This window comes from Pseudomonas typographi, from assembly GCF_014694385.1.
Lineage (GTDB): Bacteria > Pseudomonadota > Gammaproteobacteria > Pseudomonadales > Pseudomonadaceae > Aquipseudomonas > Aquipseudomonas typographi.
The window spans coordinates 164,680-183,972 of the sequence record NZ_JAAOCA010000003.1 but is presented as its reverse complement, the minus strand read 5'-3'; the positions used below and the strand labels follow the sequence as shown (position 1 = coordinate 183,972).

Annotated in this window: 17 protein-coding genes; 13 read left to right on the top strand and 4 right to left on the bottom strand. The window is 66.3% G+C overall.

Translation table 11 applies throughout. The annotated features are described in order from the left end of the window. The first annotated feature begins 3 nt into the window (after nt 1-3). The 3 genes from HAQ05_RS03325 to HAQ05_RS03315 are packed head-to-tail and all read left to right on the top strand — an operon-like array spanning nt 4 to nt 3,526. Entirely contained in the window at nt 4-1,014 is a 1,011-nt protein-coding gene (locus HAQ05_RS03325; RefSeq protein ID WP_190417344.1) for an ABC transporter substrate-binding protein, read from the top strand. A gap of 2 nt (nt 1,015-1,016) precedes the next feature. Next, nucleotides 1,017-2,228, top strand: a complete 1,212-nt coding sequence (locus HAQ05_RS03320; protein WP_190417342.1) for an acyl-CoA dehydrogenase family protein — start codon at nt 1,017-1,019, stop codon at nt 2,226-2,228. After that, nucleotides 2,225-3,526, top strand: a complete 1,302-nt coding sequence (locus HAQ05_RS03315) for an LLM class flavin-dependent oxidoreductase (RefSeq protein WP_190417341.1) — start codon at nt 2,225-2,227, stop codon at nt 3,524-3,526. Before HAQ05_RS03320 ends, HAQ05_RS03315 begins: the two co-directional genes overlap by 4 nt. Nucleotides 3,527-3,568: 42 nt before the next feature. On the opposite strand, the gene HAQ05_RS03310 is transcribed toward HAQ05_RS03315, so the two are convergent. The 4 genes from HAQ05_RS03310 to HAQ05_RS03295 form a co-directional block, all read right to left on the bottom strand. Beyond that, on the bottom strand, nt 3,569-5,197 hold the full coding sequence (locus HAQ05_RS03310; RefSeq protein WP_190417339.1) for a rhodanese-like domain-containing protein: 1,629 nt from the start codon (nt 5,195-5,197) through the stop codon (nt 3,569-3,571). A gap of 142 nt (nt 5,198-5,339) precedes the next feature. After that, nucleotides 5,340-6,677 (bottom strand): LLM class flavin-dependent oxidoreductase, encoded by a 1,338-nt coding sequence (locus HAQ05_RS03305; RefSeq protein ID WP_190417337.1) that lies wholly within the window; start codon nt 6,675-6,677, stop codon nt 5,340-5,342. Then, nucleotides 6,674-7,633, bottom strand: a complete 960-nt coding sequence (locus HAQ05_RS03300; protein WP_190417335.1) for an aliphatic sulfonate ABC transporter substrate-binding protein — start codon at nt 7,631-7,633, stop codon at nt 6,674-6,676. The genes HAQ05_RS03305 and HAQ05_RS03300 overlap by 4 nt, the downstream gene beginning before the upstream one ends. A 144-nt stretch (nt 7,634-7,777) precedes the next feature. Continuing rightward, nucleotides 7,778-8,623: a LysR substrate-binding domain-containing protein gene (locus HAQ05_RS03295; protein WP_190417333.1), complete on the bottom strand. Its 846-nt coding sequence runs from the start codon at nt 8,621-8,623 to the stop codon at nt 7,778-7,780. 206 nt (nt 8,624-8,829) lie between these two features. Here HAQ05_RS03295 and HAQ05_RS03290 point away from each other — a divergent pair, with 206 nt between their 5' ends. Genes HAQ05_RS03290 through metC form a run of 10 tightly spaced genes read left to right on the top strand, consistent with a single transcriptional unit; the run spans nt 8,830 to nt 19,271 of the window. Further along, the gene (locus HAQ05_RS03290) at nt 8,830-9,627 is read left to right on the top strand and encodes a transporter substrate-binding domain-containing protein (protein ID WP_190417331.1); all 798 of its coding nucleotides are present in this window, start codon (nt 8,830-8,832) and stop codon (nt 9,625-9,627) included. 15 nt (nt 9,628-9,642) lie between these two features. Beyond that, the gene (locus HAQ05_RS03285) at nt 9,643-10,479 is read left to right on the top strand and encodes a transporter substrate-binding domain-containing protein (protein WP_190417329.1); all 837 of its coding nucleotides are present in this window, start codon (nt 9,643-9,645) and stop codon (nt 10,477-10,479) included. Next, nucleotides 10,476-11,906 (top strand): FAD-binding oxidoreductase, encoded by a 1,431-nt coding sequence (locus HAQ05_RS03280; RefSeq protein ID WP_190417328.1) that lies wholly within the window; start codon nt 10,476-10,478, stop codon nt 11,904-11,906. The genes HAQ05_RS03285 and HAQ05_RS03280 overlap by 4 nt, the downstream gene beginning before the upstream one ends. Further along, nucleotides 11,903-13,117 carry an aminotransferase class I/II-fold pyridoxal phosphate-dependent enzyme gene (locus HAQ05_RS03275; protein ID WP_190417326.1) on the top strand — a complete coding sequence of 405 codons (1,215 nt, stop codon included), beginning with the start codon at nt 11,903-11,905 and terminating at the stop codon, nt 13,115-13,117. Before HAQ05_RS03280 ends, HAQ05_RS03275 begins: the two co-directional genes overlap by 4 nt. Further along, on the top strand, nt 13,114-13,848 hold the full coding sequence (locus HAQ05_RS03270; RefSeq protein ID WP_190417324.1) for an amino acid ABC transporter permease: 735 nt from the start codon (nt 13,114-13,116) through the stop codon (nt 13,846-13,848). Before HAQ05_RS03275 ends, HAQ05_RS03270 begins: the two co-directional genes overlap by 4 nt. Continuing rightward, nucleotides 13,838-14,512 carry an amino acid ABC transporter permease gene (locus tag HAQ05_RS03265; protein ID WP_190417322.1) on the top strand — a complete coding sequence of 225 codons (675 nt, stop codon included), beginning with the start codon at nt 13,838-13,840 and terminating at the stop codon, nt 14,510-14,512. The genes HAQ05_RS03270 and HAQ05_RS03265 overlap by 11 nt, the downstream gene beginning before the upstream one ends. Next, on the top strand, nt 14,499-15,320 hold the full coding sequence (locus HAQ05_RS03260) for an amino acid ABC transporter ATP-binding protein (protein ID WP_190417320.1): 822 nt from the start codon (nt 14,499-14,501) through the stop codon (nt 15,318-15,320). The genes HAQ05_RS03265 and HAQ05_RS03260 overlap by 14 nt, the downstream gene beginning before the upstream one ends. A gap of 29 nt (nt 15,321-15,349) precedes the next feature. Beyond that, nucleotides 15,350-15,946, top strand: coding sequence for a cysteine dioxygenase family protein (locus HAQ05_RS03255; RefSeq protein WP_190417318.1), 597 nt, complete (start codon nt 15,350-15,352; stop codon nt 15,944-15,946). Then, nucleotides 15,943-16,584 carry a glutathione S-transferase family protein gene (locus HAQ05_RS03250; protein WP_190417316.1) on the top strand — a complete coding sequence of 214 codons (642 nt, stop codon included), beginning with the start codon at nt 15,943-15,945 and terminating at the stop codon, nt 16,582-16,584. Before HAQ05_RS03255 ends, HAQ05_RS03250 begins: the two co-directional genes overlap by 4 nt. 2 nt (nt 16,585-16,586) lie before the next feature. Beyond that, on the top strand, nt 16,587-19,271 hold the full coding sequence (gene metC / locus HAQ05_RS03245) for a cystathionine beta-lyase (RefSeq protein ID WP_190417314.1): 2,685 nt from the start codon (nt 16,587-16,589) through the stop codon (nt 19,269-19,271). Nucleotides 19,272-19,293: the final 22 nt, after the last annotated feature.

Sequence of the window (19,293 nt, the reverse complement as noted above, 5' to 3'; positions counted from 1 at the left end):
CCCATGAACCACACCCTCAAGGGCCTGTTGCTAGCGGCCTCGGTTGTGCTGTCGGCGCACGCCGGCGCGGCCGACCGCGTGACCCTCAACATCGCTTACCAAGATGCCGGCTTCCCGGCGCTGATCCAAAAGTCCGGGGTGCTCGACGGCGCTTCGTTCGACGTGAAATGGGTATTGCTGACCGGCCCTGCGGCCAACCTGTCGGCGCTCTACGGCAAGGCGATCGACCTGGGCCATATGGGCGATACGTCGTTATCCATCGAGCAGGCCAACGCCCGTGAACCATGGACGGCGCAGAACGCCCCGCTGAAAATCGTCGCTGGCTGGCGCAACGATTATTCGGCCAGCTTCGCGCGGCTGGTCACCGCCGTGCGCACCTCGGCGCACATTGACACCCCGCAGGCGTTGGCCGGGCATACCTGGGCCTGGAACTACGGCGGTTACAACCACGCCCAATACCTGGTGTCGTTAGTCAAGGCCGGGATTACCGAAAAAGACATCAAGCCGATCAAGTTCAACGACGGCGCCTCCTCGGCCGCCGCGTTCGTGTCGGGGCAAACCGATGCATATTCCGGCGACTTGGGGGCGATCCTGCCGGCGGTTAAAAAAGGCGACGCCAAGGTACTGCTCAACGACCGCGACACCGGCATTCCGGCCCTCGGCGTATGGACCGCGCGCAGCGACGTGCTGGCCGACCCGGCCAAGAACAAGGCGCTCGAAGAATACTTCAGCCGGCTCTCCGGGTATTGGGCATGGCACCGCGACCATCAGGCGGAGGCGACCGAGGTGTTGCAAACCACGCTTAAGCTCACCCCCGAGCGCGCCGCCTACGAATACCAGGTGCGCGCCGGTGCCTTCCGGCCGTTCGACGACGCGCTGCTGGCCCAGGAGCAAAAGGTCGCCGATGCGCTGTACGACGGCGGCGCCATCAAGCGCAAGGTAGATGTGCGCTTGGGCTTCGACGGCCGCTATAACGCTGCACAGCAAGCGGTACCGGCGCGCGAGGTGCAATGAGCATGGCCCATGCAGACGCTTTTATTGGCGAACTCAAGGCACTGTGCGCCACCATTGCCAAAGGCGCCGCCGAGCGTGACCAGCAGCGCCAATACCCGCTGCAGGCCATCGCTGCGCTGCGTGCGCTAGGCTTCTGGCGCCTGAACGTGCCCGTTGAATACGGCGGCCTGGGCTTCGACCAGCAGGTGCTGGTGCAAGCGCTGGCGCTGCTGGCCGCCGCTGACGGTAGCCTGGGGCAAATACCGCAAAACCACTTCAATGCCGTGGAGCGCCTGCGCCTGGCCGGTACCCCGGCGCAGCGCGAGCATTACTTGGGCCGGGTGGGCGCTGGGGATTTTTTCGGCAATGCCACCGCCGAACCCGGCGAAAGCCACCCGGGCCAGGCGCAAACCGCGTTGCGCCGCGAGGGCGAGCAGTGGCGCCTGGATGGCCACAAGGTGTACGCCACCGGCGCGCTGCTGGCCAATCACATCAGCGTGCAGGCATTGGACGCCGCCGGGCAGGTGGTGTCGGTGATCGTTGACCGGCAGCACCCGGGTGTAGAGGTAATAGACGACTGGGACGGGCTTGGCCAGCGCACCACCGCTTCGGGCAGCGCGCGGTTCACCGCGGTGCCGGTGCAGCCCTTGGCGATCGTGCGCCTGCCCGGCGACCCACAGGTGGCCTATCGCATCGCCGCGCAGAGCCAACTGTTGCACGCGGCTATCGACGTCGGCCTAGCCGAGGCCGCGCTGGAACAGGCCATAGCCTTGGCCCGCCAGGTTCACGGTGGGCGCGGCAGCGGCGCGGCGGCGTTCGCCGACGATGCGCTGGGGGTGAGCCTGCTCGGTGAATTGGCCCTGGAAACCCGCGCGGCGCGGCGCTTGACCGAAGCCGCCGGGCGCCTGCTGGCGCTGCTGTCGCCGGCCAGCGACCTGCGCGAGGTACTGGAGGCCTACTACGAAGTGGCCCAAGCCAAAATACTCAGTACCCGTGCGGTGCTCAGCGTCACCAGCAAACTGTACGACATCGGCGGCACCCGCGCGGCGCGCCAAGGCAATGGCCTGGACCGTTATTGGCGCGATGCCCGCACCCATACCTTGCACGACGCCGTGCGCTGGAAACCTCACGCGTTGGGGCGGTGGTTGTTGCAAGAAGCCGTTGCCGACCCCTGGAGCGTCGCCCACCCCTACCGACCGTTGGCCGAGCTTCAGGCCAAGGAGCCCACAGCATGAGTACACGCACCCTGCATTTGAACGTGAACGTGAACAACAGTGGCCGCCATCCCGCCTCATGGCGCGTCGCCCAAGACCCGCTGGCCTTTCTGGACTTGGCCTTTTACGAAAACATCGGCCGCCTGGCCGAGCGCGGCAAGCTCGACGCGGTGTTTTTCTCCGACGGCTTCGACTACGGCCTGCCCGAGGTGTCGCGCCCCTGGCAAGCACTGGACCCATTCATACCGCTGACCGCCATCGCCCGGGTCACCGAGCGGGTAGGGCTGGTGGCCACGGTGTCGTCGAGTTTTAACCACCCGTACAACATCGCGCGCAAAATTGCTTCGCTCGATTACGTCTCTGGCGGGCGCGTGGCATGGAATGTGGTAGCGACTCGCAATGCCCATTCGGCCGGGCTGTTTGGCCTGGAGCAATTGGCCGGGCACGATGAACGCTACGGCCGCGCGGCCGAGGCGGTGGAAGTGGTCAAGGGGCTGTGGCGCAGTTGGCGCCGCGATGCCCTGGTGGCCGACCAGGCCAGTGGCCGTTTCGCCGACCTGCAAGGTATCGTGCCGATCGACCACCAGGGCGATTACTACAGGGTCAAGGGCGCGCTGAACGTGCCGCGCTCACCGCAAGGCCAGCCGGTGTTGTTGCAGGCCGGGGGTTCGCCGCAAGGCATCGCCCTGGCGGCCCGCCACGCCGATGCGGTGTTCACGGTGAACCACAGCCTGCCAGCGGCGCAGGCGTTTTACCGCGAGTTGAAGGCCCAGGCCAGCCACCATGGGCGCAACCCGGACCATGTGTTGATCCTGCCAGGGCTGTTTCCCATATTGGGCGGCACTGAAGAAGAGGCGCAGCGGCGCAAGGCATGGTTGGATGAGGTGTCCGGTTTCGATGAAGAACTGCGCACCCTGGCCGCTGCGCTGAACATACCGGCCGAGGCGCTGGAACTGGACGCACCGTTGCCCTGGGCGCAGATCGACGCCGCGGGTGCCAAGAGCAGCCAGGGCTTCGTTGGCGCAGTGCTCGACCTGGCCCGCCGCGAGGGCCTGAGCGTACGCCAAGTGCTGGCACGCAACCCCAACGGGCACCGCAGTATCGTTGGCACCCCCGAACAGGTCGCCGACTCCATTGCCCAGTGGTTCAATGAGCGCGGCGCCGATGGCTTCAACCTCAACGCCGACTTCTTCCCCGAAGGGCTCGAGGCGATCGTCGAGCACCTGGTGCCGGAGTTGCAAAAGCGCGGGCTGTTTCGCCGTGACTATGAAGGCAGCACACTGCGCAGCCACTTGGGCTTGCCGTTGCCGTTCGATTGACGGTTGCCTGCCGCGGCCCTTGGCGGGGCCGCGGCAGAACGGTCACGCCGCCGGGGCGTGGGTGAAAAAGCCCACGGTGCCATCGCGTTGGATTTGTTCGACCAGGCCCACTTCCCAATCCAGGTAGGCCTTGAAAGCTGCCAGGCGATCGCCACCGGTGTGGTATGGCGAGCGCGGCACATCGTCGGTGTCATCCCACAGGTGGCTGGGGCCGGTGTCCAGCGGCAAGCCGGCCGCTACCCAGCCAGCGGTGCCCTCGGCCAACGCCTTGAGCGGCCGGCGCAACACCGGCGCCAATTCGGCCACGGCGTAGCGGGCCAGCACACCGTCGGGGGAGGTCAGTATCAGCGGGCCGCTGCCGGGCAGGCTGGCCGCACGGTCAAGCAATTTGGCGCGCACCGCGAACCAGGCGCCGGGTATGTGCCCGGCCTCATAGCGCGGGCTGTCGGCAAGGTCGAGCAGGGTGGCCTCGCCCGCCCGCAACGCGGGGGCGAGGTCTTGCGCGGTCACCAGCGGCACCTGCGGCACCGCCCCGGGCAACGGCGGCTGCGGGGCCCCACGCACCAAGGACTGGGCGGTGGCCAGCGGCAGGATGCTCACCTCGCCCCAGCCCAGTTGTGCCAGCCACGACCCGGCCACCGCCGCGCGCAACGCGTGCTCATCATCGATGAGTACGATTCGCGCGTGCTGGATACCCACATGCTGGTCCACGCCCTGCACCAATTGCCCAGCCTCGGCCCATTGCGCACCGGGCAGGTGGCCTTGGCGGTACTCCTGCGATGTGCGCACGTCCAGCAAGTACAATGCCCGGGCCTCGGCTTCGGCTTGGTAGCGCGCCAACGTATCGCTGTCGATCAGCGCCAGGTCGAACCGCCGGCGCAGCCGTTCGGCGGCCTCGACGGCCGCGCCCAGCGCCTCGGGGCCCGGCGCGGGGGCGGCATTGAGCACCCCATGCTGCAGGCTGAAGCCTGCCTTGAGCCAGTCCATGGTGCCGTTTTCTAGGGCCACCACCGGGTTGGGCAAACCGGCATTGATCAGGGTTTGTGCGCCGATGATCGAGCGCGTGCGCCCAGCGCAATTGACCACCACCGTGGTGGTGGGCGAAGGCAGCAAGGCCGGTAGCCGGTGCAACAGCTCGCCGTTGGGGATGGCGTAGGCACCGGGAATGCTGAAGGCCTCGAACTCGCTCAGGGTGCGGCCATCGACCACCAGCAAGTCTTCGCCCGCTTCGAGCCGTTCATGTAATTGTTCGGCACTGATGTGCGGGGTGCTGTAATGCAGCTCGACGAACTCGCCAAAGCCTTTGGACAACGCGCTGGTGCCGGTGAACAACTCACCGCCCTCGCGTTGCCAAGCGGCGGTGCCGCCGGCCAGGATGCGCACCTGGGTGTAGCCGAAGCCGGCCAACGCTGCCGCCGCGCGCTTGGCTAGCGCGCCGTCACCGCCGTCGACCACCACTATCGGCACCGCCCGGCGTGGCAGCAGGCGCACCAGGTTCAGCTCCAAGGTGCTCAGCGCCAAGTTCACGCTGCGCAGGATATACCCGTCACGGGCTTGCACGCCGGGGTCGCGCACGTCGACCACGGCCAGTTCGGTTGAACCGGCCAAGGCCTGGCGCAGTTCGGCGGGGGTGATGGGCAGCACGGGGTGAAGGGGCTGTTGGGCAGTCATGGCAGTTACCTTACTGGAAAATGAAGGCCTACACCCTGCGGCAGCGGCGCCGCGGTTTCCAAGACCGTATCGGCATAACCACATAATCACGCGTGCGTAGCCGGTTGGCCCGTTGAACACCGTGAAGGCGCCGCACCATGTGTTACGCCCGCTGGCTGAAACGGCTCGGCGGCCGGGCCAGGCCCAAGTGCTCGCGCAGGGTACTGCCCTGGTAATCACGGCGGAACAAGCCGCGCCGTTGCAGTTCGGGCACCACCTGCTCGACGAACGTGTCCAGCCCCTCGGGCAGGTACGGTGGCATGATGTTGAAGCCGTCGCAGGCGCCGCCCTCGAACCACTGTTCAAGGTCATCGGCGATGTCTTTGGCGGTGCCGGCCAATACCCGGTGCGAGCGGCTGCCGCCAAACCGCTTGCCCAGCTCGCGCAAGGTCAAACCCTCACGCTGAGACAGCTCCTGCACCAGCTTGAAACGGCTTTGGTTGCCGCGAATCTCGGCCAGCGCCGGCAGCGGTTCATCCAACGGGTACACCGACAGGTCGTGGTTCATGCTGTCTGCCAGCAGCGCCAGGCCTGCCAGCGGGTGCACATTGGCTTCCAGCTCCGCGAAGCGCGCTTGCGCTTGCTCGCGGCTGGCGGCCACGAACGGCATCACCCCGGGCATGATCTTCAGTGCGCCCTCGGCGCGGCCATGTTCGCGTACCCGTTGCTGCACCCGCTGGTAAAAGGCCTGGGCCTTGGTGATGTCTGGCTGCGCGGTGAAGATCACATCCGCCAGTTCGGCGGCGAAATCCTGGCCGGTATCGGAAGAGCCGGCCTGGATCAGCACTGGCCGGCCCTGGGGCGAACGCGGCACATTCAACGGGCCACGCACGCTGAAGTATTCGCCCTGGTGGTTGAGGTAATGCACCCGTGACGGCTCGGCGAACTCGCCCGTATGGCCGTTGTGCAGCAGGGCGTCGTCTTCCCAGCTGTCCCACAGTCCTAGGGCGACCTCGACGAATTCCTTCGCCCGGCGGTAGCGCGCCTCGTGCTCGAGGATCGGCTGGTCGCCGAAATTGAGCGCTTCCCCGTCGTTGGTGGACGTCACGATGTTCCAGCCGATACGCCCTTCACTTAGGTGGTCCAGGGTGGCGAAGCGCCGCGCCACGCTAAAGGGGTCGTTGAAGGTGGTCGAGGCGGTGGCCGCCAGGCCAATGCGCGATGTCGCCCCGGCGAGCAGGCCCAGCAGGGCGACTGGGTCCAGGCGGGAGCCGGCCAGGTAGCGCACGCTGGCATCGAGGTTGTTGCCGTAGCGGTCAGAGAGCGCCAGGCGGTCGGCAAAAAACAGGTAATCGAACTTGCCGCGCTCCGCCGTTTGCGCCAGCGCCTTGAAATAGCCCGGCCGGGTCAGGTTGGCCGGCGCAGCGCCCGGTAAGCGCCAGGCGGCGGCGTGGTGGCCGACGCCCATGATGAACGCGCCCAGGTGCAGTTGCCGGCTCATGGCTTGACCTCCACCACGGCGTCCGCCACCCGCACCGGTTTGGGGATCAAATGGTAGCGGTAGAAGGTATCGGCCACCTGCTGCTGGCTGGCCACCACCTCGGCCGGGAATGGGTAGTGCACGCCCCAGTTCTGCCGCGCCAGTGCCTTTCGCCACACCGGCAGCGGTACCCGGGTGTCGTCGCTCAGTACCTGCGCGGCGTCATCGAGGTGGGCCTTGGCGTATTGCTCGGTGGCATTCAGTTGCGCCAGCACCTGGGCCAAGGCTTTGGGGTACTGCTCGGCAAAACCGCGTGGCGCGATGTAGAAACTGTATTGCGGCGGCAGTTGCCGGGCGCTGAGTACGGCGCGCGCGCCGTTGGCCAGTTGGGTGTCGGCCAGGCGCGGGTCGGGCACCACCCAGGCGTCGACATCGCCACGCTCGAACGCGGCGCGGCCTTCGCTGTAGCCCAGGTAGGCCTCGTTGATAGCGGCCAACGGCCAGTGGGCTTGGTCCAGCGCCGAGAGCAACAGGTATTCGCCGGCCGAACCCTTGGCCACGGCGATGCGCTTGCCCTTGAGGTCGGCGAAGCTGTTGGCGGTGCTGCCCTTAGGCACCACGATGGCGTAGTTGTCCTGGTAAGGCTCGCTGTAACCCACGTACACCACCTCCGGTGCGGCGCCGGCCTGGGCGAGCACCGGCGGCGGCGCGCCGACGAAGCCGATATCGATACTGCCGGCGTTGATGCCTTCGACCAGCGGCGGGCCAAAGGCGAATTCGTGCCACTGCACCTCAACGTGGTAGGGCGCCAGGGCTTTTTCCAGGGTGCCGCGGCTTTTGAGCAGCACCAGGCTGTTGCCCTTTTGATAGCCGATGCGCAGTTGGGTGGGGTAACCGTCGGCAGCCAACGCCGGGGCGCTGGCCAACAAGGCAGTGGTGAACAGCACGGCTAGGGAATAAGCGAAACGTTTTGGCAACACGGCGGCACGCTCGGATCATGGGTGGGTTTGACGCGCAGGGCGCACGAAAGGGCCGGTGATCCGGTGCGCGGCACTTTAGCGGCGCTGCCGGTAGCGCTGAAATGCCGTTTGCGACTGAGCTTATAACGCCGGGGCGCCCGCTTATGGCTCGCTGATCAGCTCGTAGGCCTTGCGCACCAGCGGGTTCACCGAGCCTGGACGCACCCACAGGTAATAGGTCACGTCCGGCAGGCGCGGCAGCCCGTGGTGCTCACCCAGCACACGCATGTCCGGGCCGAGCAGCTCCATGCTGCGCGGGGTGATGCCCAGGCCCGCGCGCACCGCCGCCTTGATGCCGATCAGGTTGGAGGCCACGTAGGCCTGGCGCCAGGCGATGCCCTCGCGCTCCAGCGCTTCGAGCGCATAGCGCCGATAAATGCTCGGCTCATCGACCAACACCAGCGGCAGCGGTTGGCTGGGGTCATGGCGGTAATGGGCAGCGCAAATCCACCACACCGGCGAGGTACGCAGCGCCAAGCCTTGCAAGCGTTCGTCACGGCGGGTGGAAATCACCATGTCGACCTTGCCCCGGTGCAGGTCATCCATCAAAAACGGGCTACGGCCCACGTCGATCTCCAGCCGCACATTGGGCGCGGCGCGGGCGATACGGGTGAGCAGCGGCGGCAGGATGGTGTCGGCGATATCGTGTGGTGAACCAATGCGCAGTACGCCGCTGGGCCCGTCCTGGCGCAAGGCACCGACTGCTTCATCGTTGAGCGCCAGCATCTGCCGGGCATGGCGCAGCAATTGCCGGCCGGCGTCGGTGAGCTGTTTGCTGCGCCCCTGCTTGCGCAGCAACGCCACCCCGACGCTGTGTTCCAGCCGTTGCAGGTGCTGGGTCACCGAGGATTGTGTACGCCCCAGTAGTTGGCCGGCTTCGGCGAAGCTGCCGGCATCGGCCACGGTCACGAAGGTGCGCAGCAGGTCCAGGTCCAGGGCAGGGGTCATATCAAGGCCATCAATTTTCTAATAATGGTTCGTAATGTATTTCAATCCCGGCAACAAAGTGAACCCTTATTTTACGGGGTATATATCAAGGAAGTCGTCCGGCCTTGGGTGGAAAGTTATAACGATAGGAAATATTTGAATTTCCCCTGCGGTGGCCACCTCCCTAGCATGCCGCAGCGTGATCGTCCGCTTTCAAGGAGTGCCCCATGGGCCTGTGCCGCGCTGTAAGGTTGTGTGTGGGTATGCTCGCCGTGCTGTGCGCCGGGCAGGTAGTGGCCGATGCCACGTTGGAGCGAGCCCAGGGCCGCCAGCAGTTGAATGTTGGCGTGATGCTCTCCGGCGGGCCGTTCGGCGCCCTGGACCCAGCCACCCAACAGCCGGTGGGGCTGAACGTGGACTTGGCCGAGGAATTGGGCCGGCAATTGGGCTTGAAGGTCGAGCTGGTGCCGGTGCTGCCGGCCAACCGCGTGCAATTTTTGCAGCAGGGCAAGGTAGACCTGCTGGTCGCCAACATGGAATGGAACCCCGAGCGCGACGCGCTGCTCGGCCATGTGCCTACCGCGTACTACAAGGTCGGGGGCACCGCCGCGCTGCCGCCGGGAAGTGCGATCAAAACCTGGGCCGACCTTGCCGGCCAGCCGGTGTGCACCTCCCAGGGCAGCAGCTACGTCAAGCCGCTGACCGAGCTAGGGGCCACGATCAAGGCGTTCAAAAGCTCCTCCGAATCGCTGCTGGCGTTGCGCGGTAACAACTGTGTTGCCGCCGTGCATGACGGCACCCTGATCAAGCCGTTACTGGCCAACAACCCGGAATGGCAGGGTTACACGGCATTGGCGCCAGAGCTCAACCCTGCGCCCTCGGTGATCTGGACGCGCCTTGGCGAAACCGACACCCAGGCCCGCCTCGACCCGATCATCCAGCAGCTGCACCGCAGTGGTTGGCTGGTGGCCACCGAACAGCGCCACCACATCGAACCGCTGCCCGCCGACCAATTCGGCCTCTGACACAGGACGCTCTGCATGAAACTGAAAACCCTCGGGCTGCTGCTCGCGCCTTGGCTCGCCCTGCACGCGGCCAGTGGCAGTGCCGATGCCACCCTCGACAAGATCAATGAACGCCACCGCATCAGCGTGGGGGTAATGCTCACCGGGCTGCCGTTCGGCACCCTGGACCCGAAAACCCGTGAGCCGGTGGGCTACAACGTGGAATTGGCCAATGAACTGGGCAAGCGCCTGGGCGTGGAGGTGGAAACGGTGTCTGTGCTGCCGCCGAACCGTGTGCAGTTTTTGCAGCAGGGCAAGGTCGACGTGCTGATCGCCAACATGCAGTTCACCGACGAACGCGCGCAGATTCTCGATTACCCACCCACCCCTTATGAACAAGTCGGTGGCGCGGCGGTGATCCGTAAAGGCGCCGGCATCACCCAGTGGGCCGACCTGGCGGGCAAACCGGTGTGTGTGTCCCAGGGCAGCAACTTCATCGAGCCGTTGGTGCAACAGTACGGCGCACAGATCAAAGCCTTCCGCAGCCAGTCAGAATCATTGTTGAGCCTACGCGGCAACGGCTGCGTGGCGGCGGTGCACGTAGCGCCGACCATGCGTGCACTGCTTAAACAGGGAGAATGGGCCGATTACGAAACCCCGCTGCCCAACGAGCTGATTCCGTCGAATTCGGTGATGTGGGTGCGCAAGGGCGAGCATGACTTCCAAGCGCGGCTGGATGCGATCATTCGTGACTGGCACCGCAGCGGTTGGTTGATCGAGTTGGGCAAGCGCACCGGCATGGAACCTTCGCCGGCGTTGTATGCGCTGCACGACAAATTCAGGGACGCCGCGCCGTTGCAGGCCGCCCAATGACCGACCCGTTATTGCATGCCCTGGTGGCGCTGCTCGGTGAGCGCTACGCTGAACCGGGCGCTGCCGCCGGCGCGCGCCTGAGCGACAAACACCAGCGTTACCACGGCAAGGCCCGCGCCTTTGTGCGCCCGGCCAGCACCGAACAGGTGGCCGCGGTGGTGCGCCTGTGTGCTGAACATGCCGCCTGCGTGGTGGTGCAAGGCGGCAACACCGGGCTGATGGCGGCGGCCACCCCAGACGACAGCGGCCGCGCGGTGCTGGTGAGCCTTGAGCGGATGAACGCCATCCGCGAGGTCGACACCGCCAACGACACCCTGACCGCCGAAGCGGGCTGCATCCTACGCCAGGTACAACTGGCCGCCGAAGGCGCCGGCCGGCTGTTCCCGCTCAGCCTGGGTGCCGAGGGCAGCTGCACCCTGGGTGGTAACCTAGGTACCAACGCCGGCGGCACCGCGGTGCTGCGCTACGGCAACGCCCGCGAACTGACCCTGGGGCTTGAGGTGGTCACCGCCGAAGGCGAGATATGGCACGGCCTGCGCGGGCTGCGCAAAGACAACACCGGCTATGACCTGCGCGACTTGTACATCGGCAGCGAAGGCACCTTGGGTATCATCACCGCCGCCACCCTCAAGCTGTACCCGCTGCCAGCCAGCCGCGCCACGGCCTACGTGGCATTTGCCAGCCTGGCCGATGGCGTCGCCTTGCTCGCCCATGCCCGCGCGGGCTTCAGCGCCGCGCTCACCGGTTTCGAGCTGATGGCGGCCGATTGCCTGGCATTAGTGGCCGAGCAGTTCCCCGGCAGCGTGTTGCCGTTCGACCGATTGACGCAACCCTGGTACGCGCTGTTGGAAGTGTCTTATCACGGCGACCATGCCGACGCCGTGGCGCTGATGGAACGGGTGCTCGAAGGCGCCCTGGAGCAGGGGTTGATCACCGACGCCAGCCTGGCCCAAAGCGTGGCGCAGAGCCATGCGATGTGGCAGTTGCGCGAGCACATGAGCGAAGCGCAAGCCCGTGAAGGCCGTAACATGAAGCACGACATCTCGTTGCCGCTGTCGCGTATCGAAGCCTTCGTCGCCAGCACCGCGGTGCAATTGCAGGCGCAGTTCCCTGGGGTACGCCATTACACCTTCGGCCACCTGGGCGACGGCAATCTGCACTACAACATCGCCAGCCCGCGGGGCATGAGCGTGGCCGCACACATGGCCCGCTACCACGCCCTAAGCCGGGTGGTGCACGACAACGTGCACGCCCACGGCGGCTCGATCAGCGCCGAGCATGGCATCGGCCAGCGCAAGCGCGATGAACTGCCGCGCTACAAAAGCACCGTTGAGCTGGGCCTGATGCGGCGTATCAAGCGCGCCCTCGACCCGCACAACCGCCTGAACCCCGGCAAGGTCATTGCCCTGGAGAACGACACCCTATGAGCCTACGCCTGTCCCAACGCGTGCAGCGCGTGGACCTTTCGCCCAATGCCGCGGCCAAGGCCCGCGCCAATGAACTGCGCGGCAGCGGCCACGACATCCTCGACCTGACCACCGGCGAGCCGGATTTCGACACCCCGGCGCACATCAAGGCGGCCGCCTGGGCGGCGATCCAGGCCGGCGCCACCAAATACACCGCCACCCCGGGGGTGAAAGCCCTACGTGAGGCGGTGCTGGCCAAGCTGGCGCGGGAAAACCAACTGCAGTACAGCTTGCCCGAGGTGGTGATCGCCAACGGCGCCAAGCAGGTAATATTCAACGCCTTTGCCGCCACCCTCGACGACGGCGACGAGGTGATCGTGCCGGTGCCGTACTGGCCGACTTTTCCCGACGCGGTGCGCTTCAACGGTGGCCTGCCGAAGCTGCTTGAATGCCCGTTGGAACAGGGCTGCAAGCTGCTGCCCAAGCAATTGGAAGCGGCGATCGGCCCGCGCACCCGCTGGTTGATCCTCAACAGCCCCGGCAACCCTAGCGGGGCGCTGTACAGCGACGCTGAGCTTGCCGCCTTGGCCGCCGTGTTGCGCCGCCACCCACAGGTGTGGGTGCTGCTCGATGAGCTGTACGAGCATATCCGCTTCGACGGCGGCCAGCCGCGCAACCTGCTGAATATCGCCCCTGACCTGCAAGGGCGCACGCTACTGGTGGGGGGCGTGTCCAAAACCTATGCCATGACGGGTTGGCGCATCGGTTTCGGTGCGGCGCCAGCGGCCTTGGCCAAGGCCATGGCGGTGGTGCAGTCGCAGGCGGCCTCCGGCGCCAGTTCGGTGAGCCAGGCCGCCGCATTGGCGGCATTTGAAGGGGGCCTGGGGTTTTTGGCCGAGCACCTGGCCGCCTACCGCGAACGCCGCGATTTGTTGGTCGGGGCATTGCTGGGCGTGCCAGGCCTTGAGGTGCTGCAACCCCAAGGCGGTTTTTTCGTGTTCGTGCGCTGCGCCGGGCTGATCGGGCGCTATCGCCCCGATGGGCAGCGTATCGACAGCGACGCCGACCTCGTCGCCTGGCTGCTCGAACAGGGTGTAGCGGCAATTGCCGGCAGTGCTTACGGGCTCTCGCCCTGGCTGCGGTTTTCCATCGCCACCGAAACCGCCGCCGTTGCCCAGGCGGGCCCGCGGGTGGCTGCGGCCTGTGCGCTGTTGGCCGAGGCGCAACCATGAACGAGGCGCTGCATGCCTTGGTGCAGGCAGTGGCTGGGTGGGGGCTGGACTACCGTTTTTTGTTCGATGCCTATAGCCGCGCCAGCCTGGTCGATGGTGCGCTGACCACCTTGGCGCTGTGCCTATGCGCCGCGCTGGGCAGCCTGGCCGTGGGCCTGGGCTTGGCCTGTGCGCTGGTCAGCCCGCGCCCTGTGCTGGCTATGCCAGCGCGGGCGTTCGTCGATGTGACGCGCAATACCCCGACGCTGGTGCAGCTGTACTGCGCCTTTTTGGTGTTGAACATGCTGCTGACCCAAGCCGTGGGCACTGGCAACCCATTCACGCCGTTCGCCTGGGTGGTGATCGTGATCTCCCTGCACAAGGGCGCCTTCCACGCCGAAGCCCTGCGCGCGGGGTTGCAAGCGGTGCCGGCGACCACCTTGGAAGCGGCAGGCTCGCTGGCCTTCAGCGCACCGCAGCGGTTTATCTACGTGCAGTTGCCGCTGGCGTTGCGCTTTGCCCTACCGGCCTTGGTGAACAACCTGATCGACCTGGTGAAAATGACCGCGATCGCCTCGGCCATCGCGGTCAACGATGTGACGTATGCCTCGATCATGATCTGGACGCAAAGCGATAACGTGATCGAAATGATGGTCCTGTTGCTGGCCTTTTATGGCGCGCTGGGGTTGCTGGTAAACGCTATTGGCCGCTGGCTCGAAGCGCGCCTGAGGATGCCCGGCTATGGCCAATGACACACTCGCGGCATTGGTTGAATGGGCACCGGCGCTGCTGGTGGGCCTGGGCCAGAACGTGCTGATCAGCCTGACCGCCATCGCCGCTGGCAGCGCCGCCGGATTGTTCATCGGCGCGCTTAACTTCTCCCCGCTGCGCCCGCTGGCGCGGCTGTGGGTTCAGGTGTTTCGCAACGCGCCGTGGCTGGTGCTGATCTACTTCACCACCTACGTGTTTCCATTCGAGGTGCACCTGTTCGGCCGCTACCTGGCGTTCCCGGACTGGCTGAAGGTGACCCTGGGCCTGGCCTTGCCGGCCAGCGCCAATGTGGCGGAAATTCTCCGTGGGGCAGTGGGGTCGATCCCCGCTACCCAGTGGGAGGCGGCCCGTTCTATGGCGTTCAGCCGCGCCCAGGTGTTCACCCAGGTGATTCTGCCGCAGTGCTTCACGCGCATGCTGCCGCCGTGGATGAACCTTTACGCGATCATCACCATGGGCACCGCGCTGGCCTCGCTGGTGGGCGTGCACGACGTGATCGACACCGCGCAAATCGCCAGCAACACCGTTAACCGCATCCCCTTCACCGTGCTGATCTACTTCAGCTTGCTGGCGCTGTTTTTCGCCTGGTGTTTTCCGATTTCCCGCCTCACCCAACGCCTGGAGCGCCGCTATGCCTTCCACTGACACCCCTTTGGTCCGCTTGCGCGACGTGCATTTGGCCTTCGGTGCCACGCCGGTGCTCAAGGGCATCGACCTGACCGTGGGCAAAGGCCAGGCGGTGTCGATCATCGGCCCCTCGGGCTCCGGCAAGTCGACCATCCTGCGCTGCCTCACCGGGCTTTTGAAACCGCAGCGTGGCGAACTCACCGTGGCTGGTACGGCCGTGCATCAGTTGCACGGCGAGGCCGCCCACCGACCACTGCGCCAGCGGGTGGGGTTCGTGTTCCAGCAATACAACCTGTTCCCACACCTGTCGGTGCTCGACAACCTCACCGTGGCACCGCGCAAGGTACTCGGGTTGCCGGCGCGGGAAGCGCGCGAGCAGGCGCTGGCGCTGCTGGCCAAGGTGCGCATGCAGCATAAGGCGGCGGCCTTTCCCGGCGAATTGTCCGGTGGCCAGCAGCAGCGGGTGGCCATCGCCCGGGCACTGGCCATGCGCCCGGAGTTGATCCTGTTCGACGAAGTCACCTCCGCGCTGGACCCTGAAATGGTGGGCGAAGTGCTCAACGTGATCGGTGAACTCACCGAAGAGGGCATGACCTGCGTGCTGGTGACCCACGAGATGCGCTTTGCCGAAGGCATCAGCGACCAGGTGTATTTCACCGAGCACGGCGTGATCGTCGAGCACGGCAGCGCCGAGCAACTGTTCAACCATCCCGGCGAGGCACGAACCCAGGCGTTTTTGCAGCACGCCCTGGGCCAACCTGGCCGCCGGCGCATACCGGACACCTACGTGCTGCGCAACCTCAGCCCCTATCACTTGAGCGTGTGAAGCGCTCGCCGCCACCAGAGGAACGACACATGAGCCACCCCCGTGCCGCCGTGATCCAGGGCTTTCTCGAGCAAATCCGCGCCATCGACGCCGCCGGTGTCGACCGTGCGGCCCTTGGCCGCATCACCGCCCTGCTCGAAGGCCTGACCGCACACACCGAACTGTTCAATTTCGATGAATTCCCACCCCCCGCGCCGGGGCAGGGCAAAAGCGCCTTTCGCTACCGCCTCAACGATGACGGCGAAGGCCCCACGCTGTACCTGAACTCACTGCTGCCGGGCAAGCGCACCGTGGCCCATAACCACGAAACCTGGGCGGTGATCGTGGCGGTACAGGGCCAGGAACTGAACACCGTGTATCAGCGCGAAGACGACGGCAGCGACCCCACCCTGGCGCGGCTGGCAGTGGCGCGCCAGGTGGTGGTGCAGCCGGGTACGCCGATCAGCTTTTTGGGCGATGACCTGCACAGCATCCAGGTCGATGGGCAAACCCCCACCTTGCATTTTCACCTCTATGGCCGGCCGCTGGAGTCGCTTGAGGGCCGTTACGGGGTGCAGGACGACGGCCGCGTGGTGGCCTACAACAAATCACAAATGGAACCGTCCATCGAGGCTTACGGACAATGATCGACCTCTACTACTGGCCCACCGCCAACGGCCTTAAAGTCGGCATCCTCGCCGAAGAACTGGGGCTGGATTACCGCCTGGTGCCGGTGAACATCCGTACCGGCGAGCAACAGGCCGAAGCGTTTCAGGCCATCAGCGCCAACGGCCGTATTCCCGCCATTGTCGATCACAGCACGGGGTTGTCGCTGTTCGAGTCCGGGGCGATCCTCAACTATCTGGCCGGCCAGCAGCAGCGCCTGCTGCCCCCGGCCGGCAGCGCGGCCTATCACCAGGTGCAGCAATGGCTGTTCTGGCAGGTGGGCCACGTGACGCCTTACCTAAGCCAACTACAGCTGTTCCGGGAAAAAGCCCCCACGCCGATTCCGTTCGCCCTGGACCTGCTACAGCGGGAAGCCGAACGCTTGTATGGAGTGCTTGAACGGGCCTTGGCCGGTGGGCAGTACGTGGCCGGCGAGTATTCGATTGCCGATATCGCCATCTTCCCGTGGCTACAGCCTATGCGCCAAGGCATCGCCCTGGCCGCGTACCCGGCGATCGCCGCCTGGCGCGAACGGATCAAGGCCCGGCCGGCGGTGCAGCGGGCCTATGCGCGGGGGCGTGACCTGGCGCCAGCGGAAAAATCCTTGGTGGTGCAATGACCATGAGCGAAACGATCACCAGTGCCGAACTGGAACAGTGGCTGTTCGACGGCCAGGAGCTGGCCCTGTTCGACGTGCGCGAACACGGCCAATACGGCGAAGCCCATTTGTTCTTTGCGGTGCACCTGCCCTATAGCCGCCTGGAAATAGACGCCCCGCGCCTGGCCCCAAACCGCCACGTGCGGGTGGTGCTGTACAGCCAAGGCGACGATGGCTTGGCCCCCCGCGCCGCCGCGCGTTTGCGCCAGCAGGGTTACGGCAATGTGCGGGTGTTGGCCGGTGGCGCCGAAGGTTGGAAGGCCTCGGGCCGCGAGCTGTTTGCCGGGGTGCATGTGCCGTCCAAGGCCTTTGGCGAACTGATCGAGCTGGCCTGCCACACCCCCCACGTGAGCGCCACCCAACTGGCCGCCTGGCAAGCCAGCGGGCAGCCGCTGGCGGTGCTCGACGGCCGGCCGCTGGATGAGTTCAGCAAGATGAGCATCCCCGGCGCGGCGTGTTGCCCCAATGGAGAGCTGGGCCTGCGTGCTCAGGCGATGGTACCGGCGCCGAGCACGCCGATCGTGATCAACTGCGCCGGGCGCACCCGTAGCATCATCGGCGCGCAAACGCTAATCAACCTCGGCGTGCCCAACCCGGTATTCGCCCTGGAAAACGGCACCCAAGGTTGGTTTTTGGCAGACCTCGAACTGGAGCACGGCCAACATCGCCCGTACCCGCCGGCACCGGCGGAACAGGCGGCCCAGCGCCAGGCGGCCGAACGCCTGGCCCAGCGTGCCGGGGTGGTGAGCGTGGCCGCTGGCCAGGTCCAGCAGTGGGCCGATGACCCCAGCCGCAGCCTGTTCCTGTGCGATGTACGCACCCCGGAAGAGTTTGCCCAAGGCTCATTGCCCGGCGCCCAGCACGCCCCTGGTGGGCAGTTGATCCAGGCCACCGACCTGTACGTGGGTGTGCGCCGGGCGCGGGTAGTGGTATTTGATGACGACGGCGTGCGCGCACCCATCGTTGCCAGTTGGCTGCGCCAGTTGGGCCATGAAGCATTCGTGCTACAGGGCGGATTGCACAGCGGCCTGGCCTTGGCCACGGTGCCGCTACCCGCGGTGAACCTTGCGCCAGCCACGCCTGCCGAAGGCTCGGCCACGGTGTTCGACCTGCGCGCCAGTGCCGCCTTCATCAAGCGTCGTGCCGCCGGTTCGCGCTGGTCGAGCCGTAGCCGCCTGGCCACGGATGCCGAAGGGGTGCAGGGCCCGTTGTGGCTGCTGACGCCCGAGCCTGCCGTGGCTCAGTTGGCCGCCGACGAACTGCCGCCGGCGCAACGCGCCCAAGCGCGCTGGCTGCCGACGCTGGAGGGGCTGGCGGTGGAAGAGGGCGGTGCGCCGCTGACTGAGGCCGAACGTATCGACTTTTTATTTTTCGTGCATGACCGCCACGCCGGTAACAAAGCCGCCGCGCGCCAATACCTGGCCTGGGAAACCGGCCTACTGGGGCAGATGACCGCCCAAGAGCGCGCCAGCTTTCACCCGTTGGCGGCCACCCCCGCCGTGCAAACGCAGTTGGTGCATGCCGGGCGTGGCGCGGCCGCTTCCGGCCCGCGTGGGGTCAATGCGCCGGTGGCGCGGCTGAGCACGGTGCTGTTCGACAGCGTCGGGCAAATGCGTGAAGCACGCGCCCGCCGCGACCAAGAGCGGGTATTGAGTTATGGCGCGCGCGGCAACCCTAATGCCTATGCCCTGGAAGACCTGGTCACCGAGTTGGAGGGCGGTTACCGCAGCAAGCTGTTTGCCACCGGCCTGGCCGCCACCGCCCAGGTGTTTTTGGCATACCTGCGCCCGGGCGACCATGTGTTGATCACCGACGCCGTGTATGCGCCGGTGCGCCGGCTGGCCGAGCAGTTTCTCGCGCCGTTCGGCATTGCCTACGACTACTACCCGGCCGATGGCAGCGGCGTGGCCACGCTGCTGCGCGACAACACCCGCATGGTCTATGCCGAAGTGCCGGGGTCGTCACTGTTCGAGCTGCTCGACCTGCCGGCGCTGGCCGCGTTGTGCAAACCACGTGGGGTGCTGCTGGCGGTGGACAACACCTGGGGCGCCGGCTACCTGTACCGGCCGTTGGCCCTGGGCGCCGACATCTCGATCATGGCGCTGACCAAATACGTGGCCGGGCACAGCGACGTGATGATGGGCAGTGTGTGCACCCTTGAGGCGGCCTTTGCGCCACTGTCGAAGATGACCGACACCTTCGGCCATACGGTGAGCCCCGACGACGCTTGGCTGGTGTTGCGTGGCGCGCGCAGCCTGGCCGCGCGGCTGGCGGTGCAGCAACGCCAGGCGCTGGAGGTTGCCCAATGGCTGCAGGCGCAACCCTCGGTGGTGCGGGTGTTCCACCCGGCCTTGCCCAGCCACCCCGGCCATGCCCTGTGGAAACGTGATTTCAACGGCAGCAACGGCCTGCTCTCGGTGGAGTTCCGGCCCGGGTTCGCCGCTGAACGTTTCGTCGATGCACTGGCGTTGTTCGGCATCGGCGCCTCGTGGGGCGGCTTCGAGAGCCTGGCGGTGATGGTGGACGTGGCCGAACGCCAAGGCGGCTATCGGCCGGCAGGGCCGGTGGTGCGCCTGCACATTGGCCTGGAAGCCACCGCGTCGTTGCTGGCAGACCTCGCGCAGGGGCTGGCCGAGGCGGGCGGCTAAGCGGGCGTCCCGGGCCTGCCTC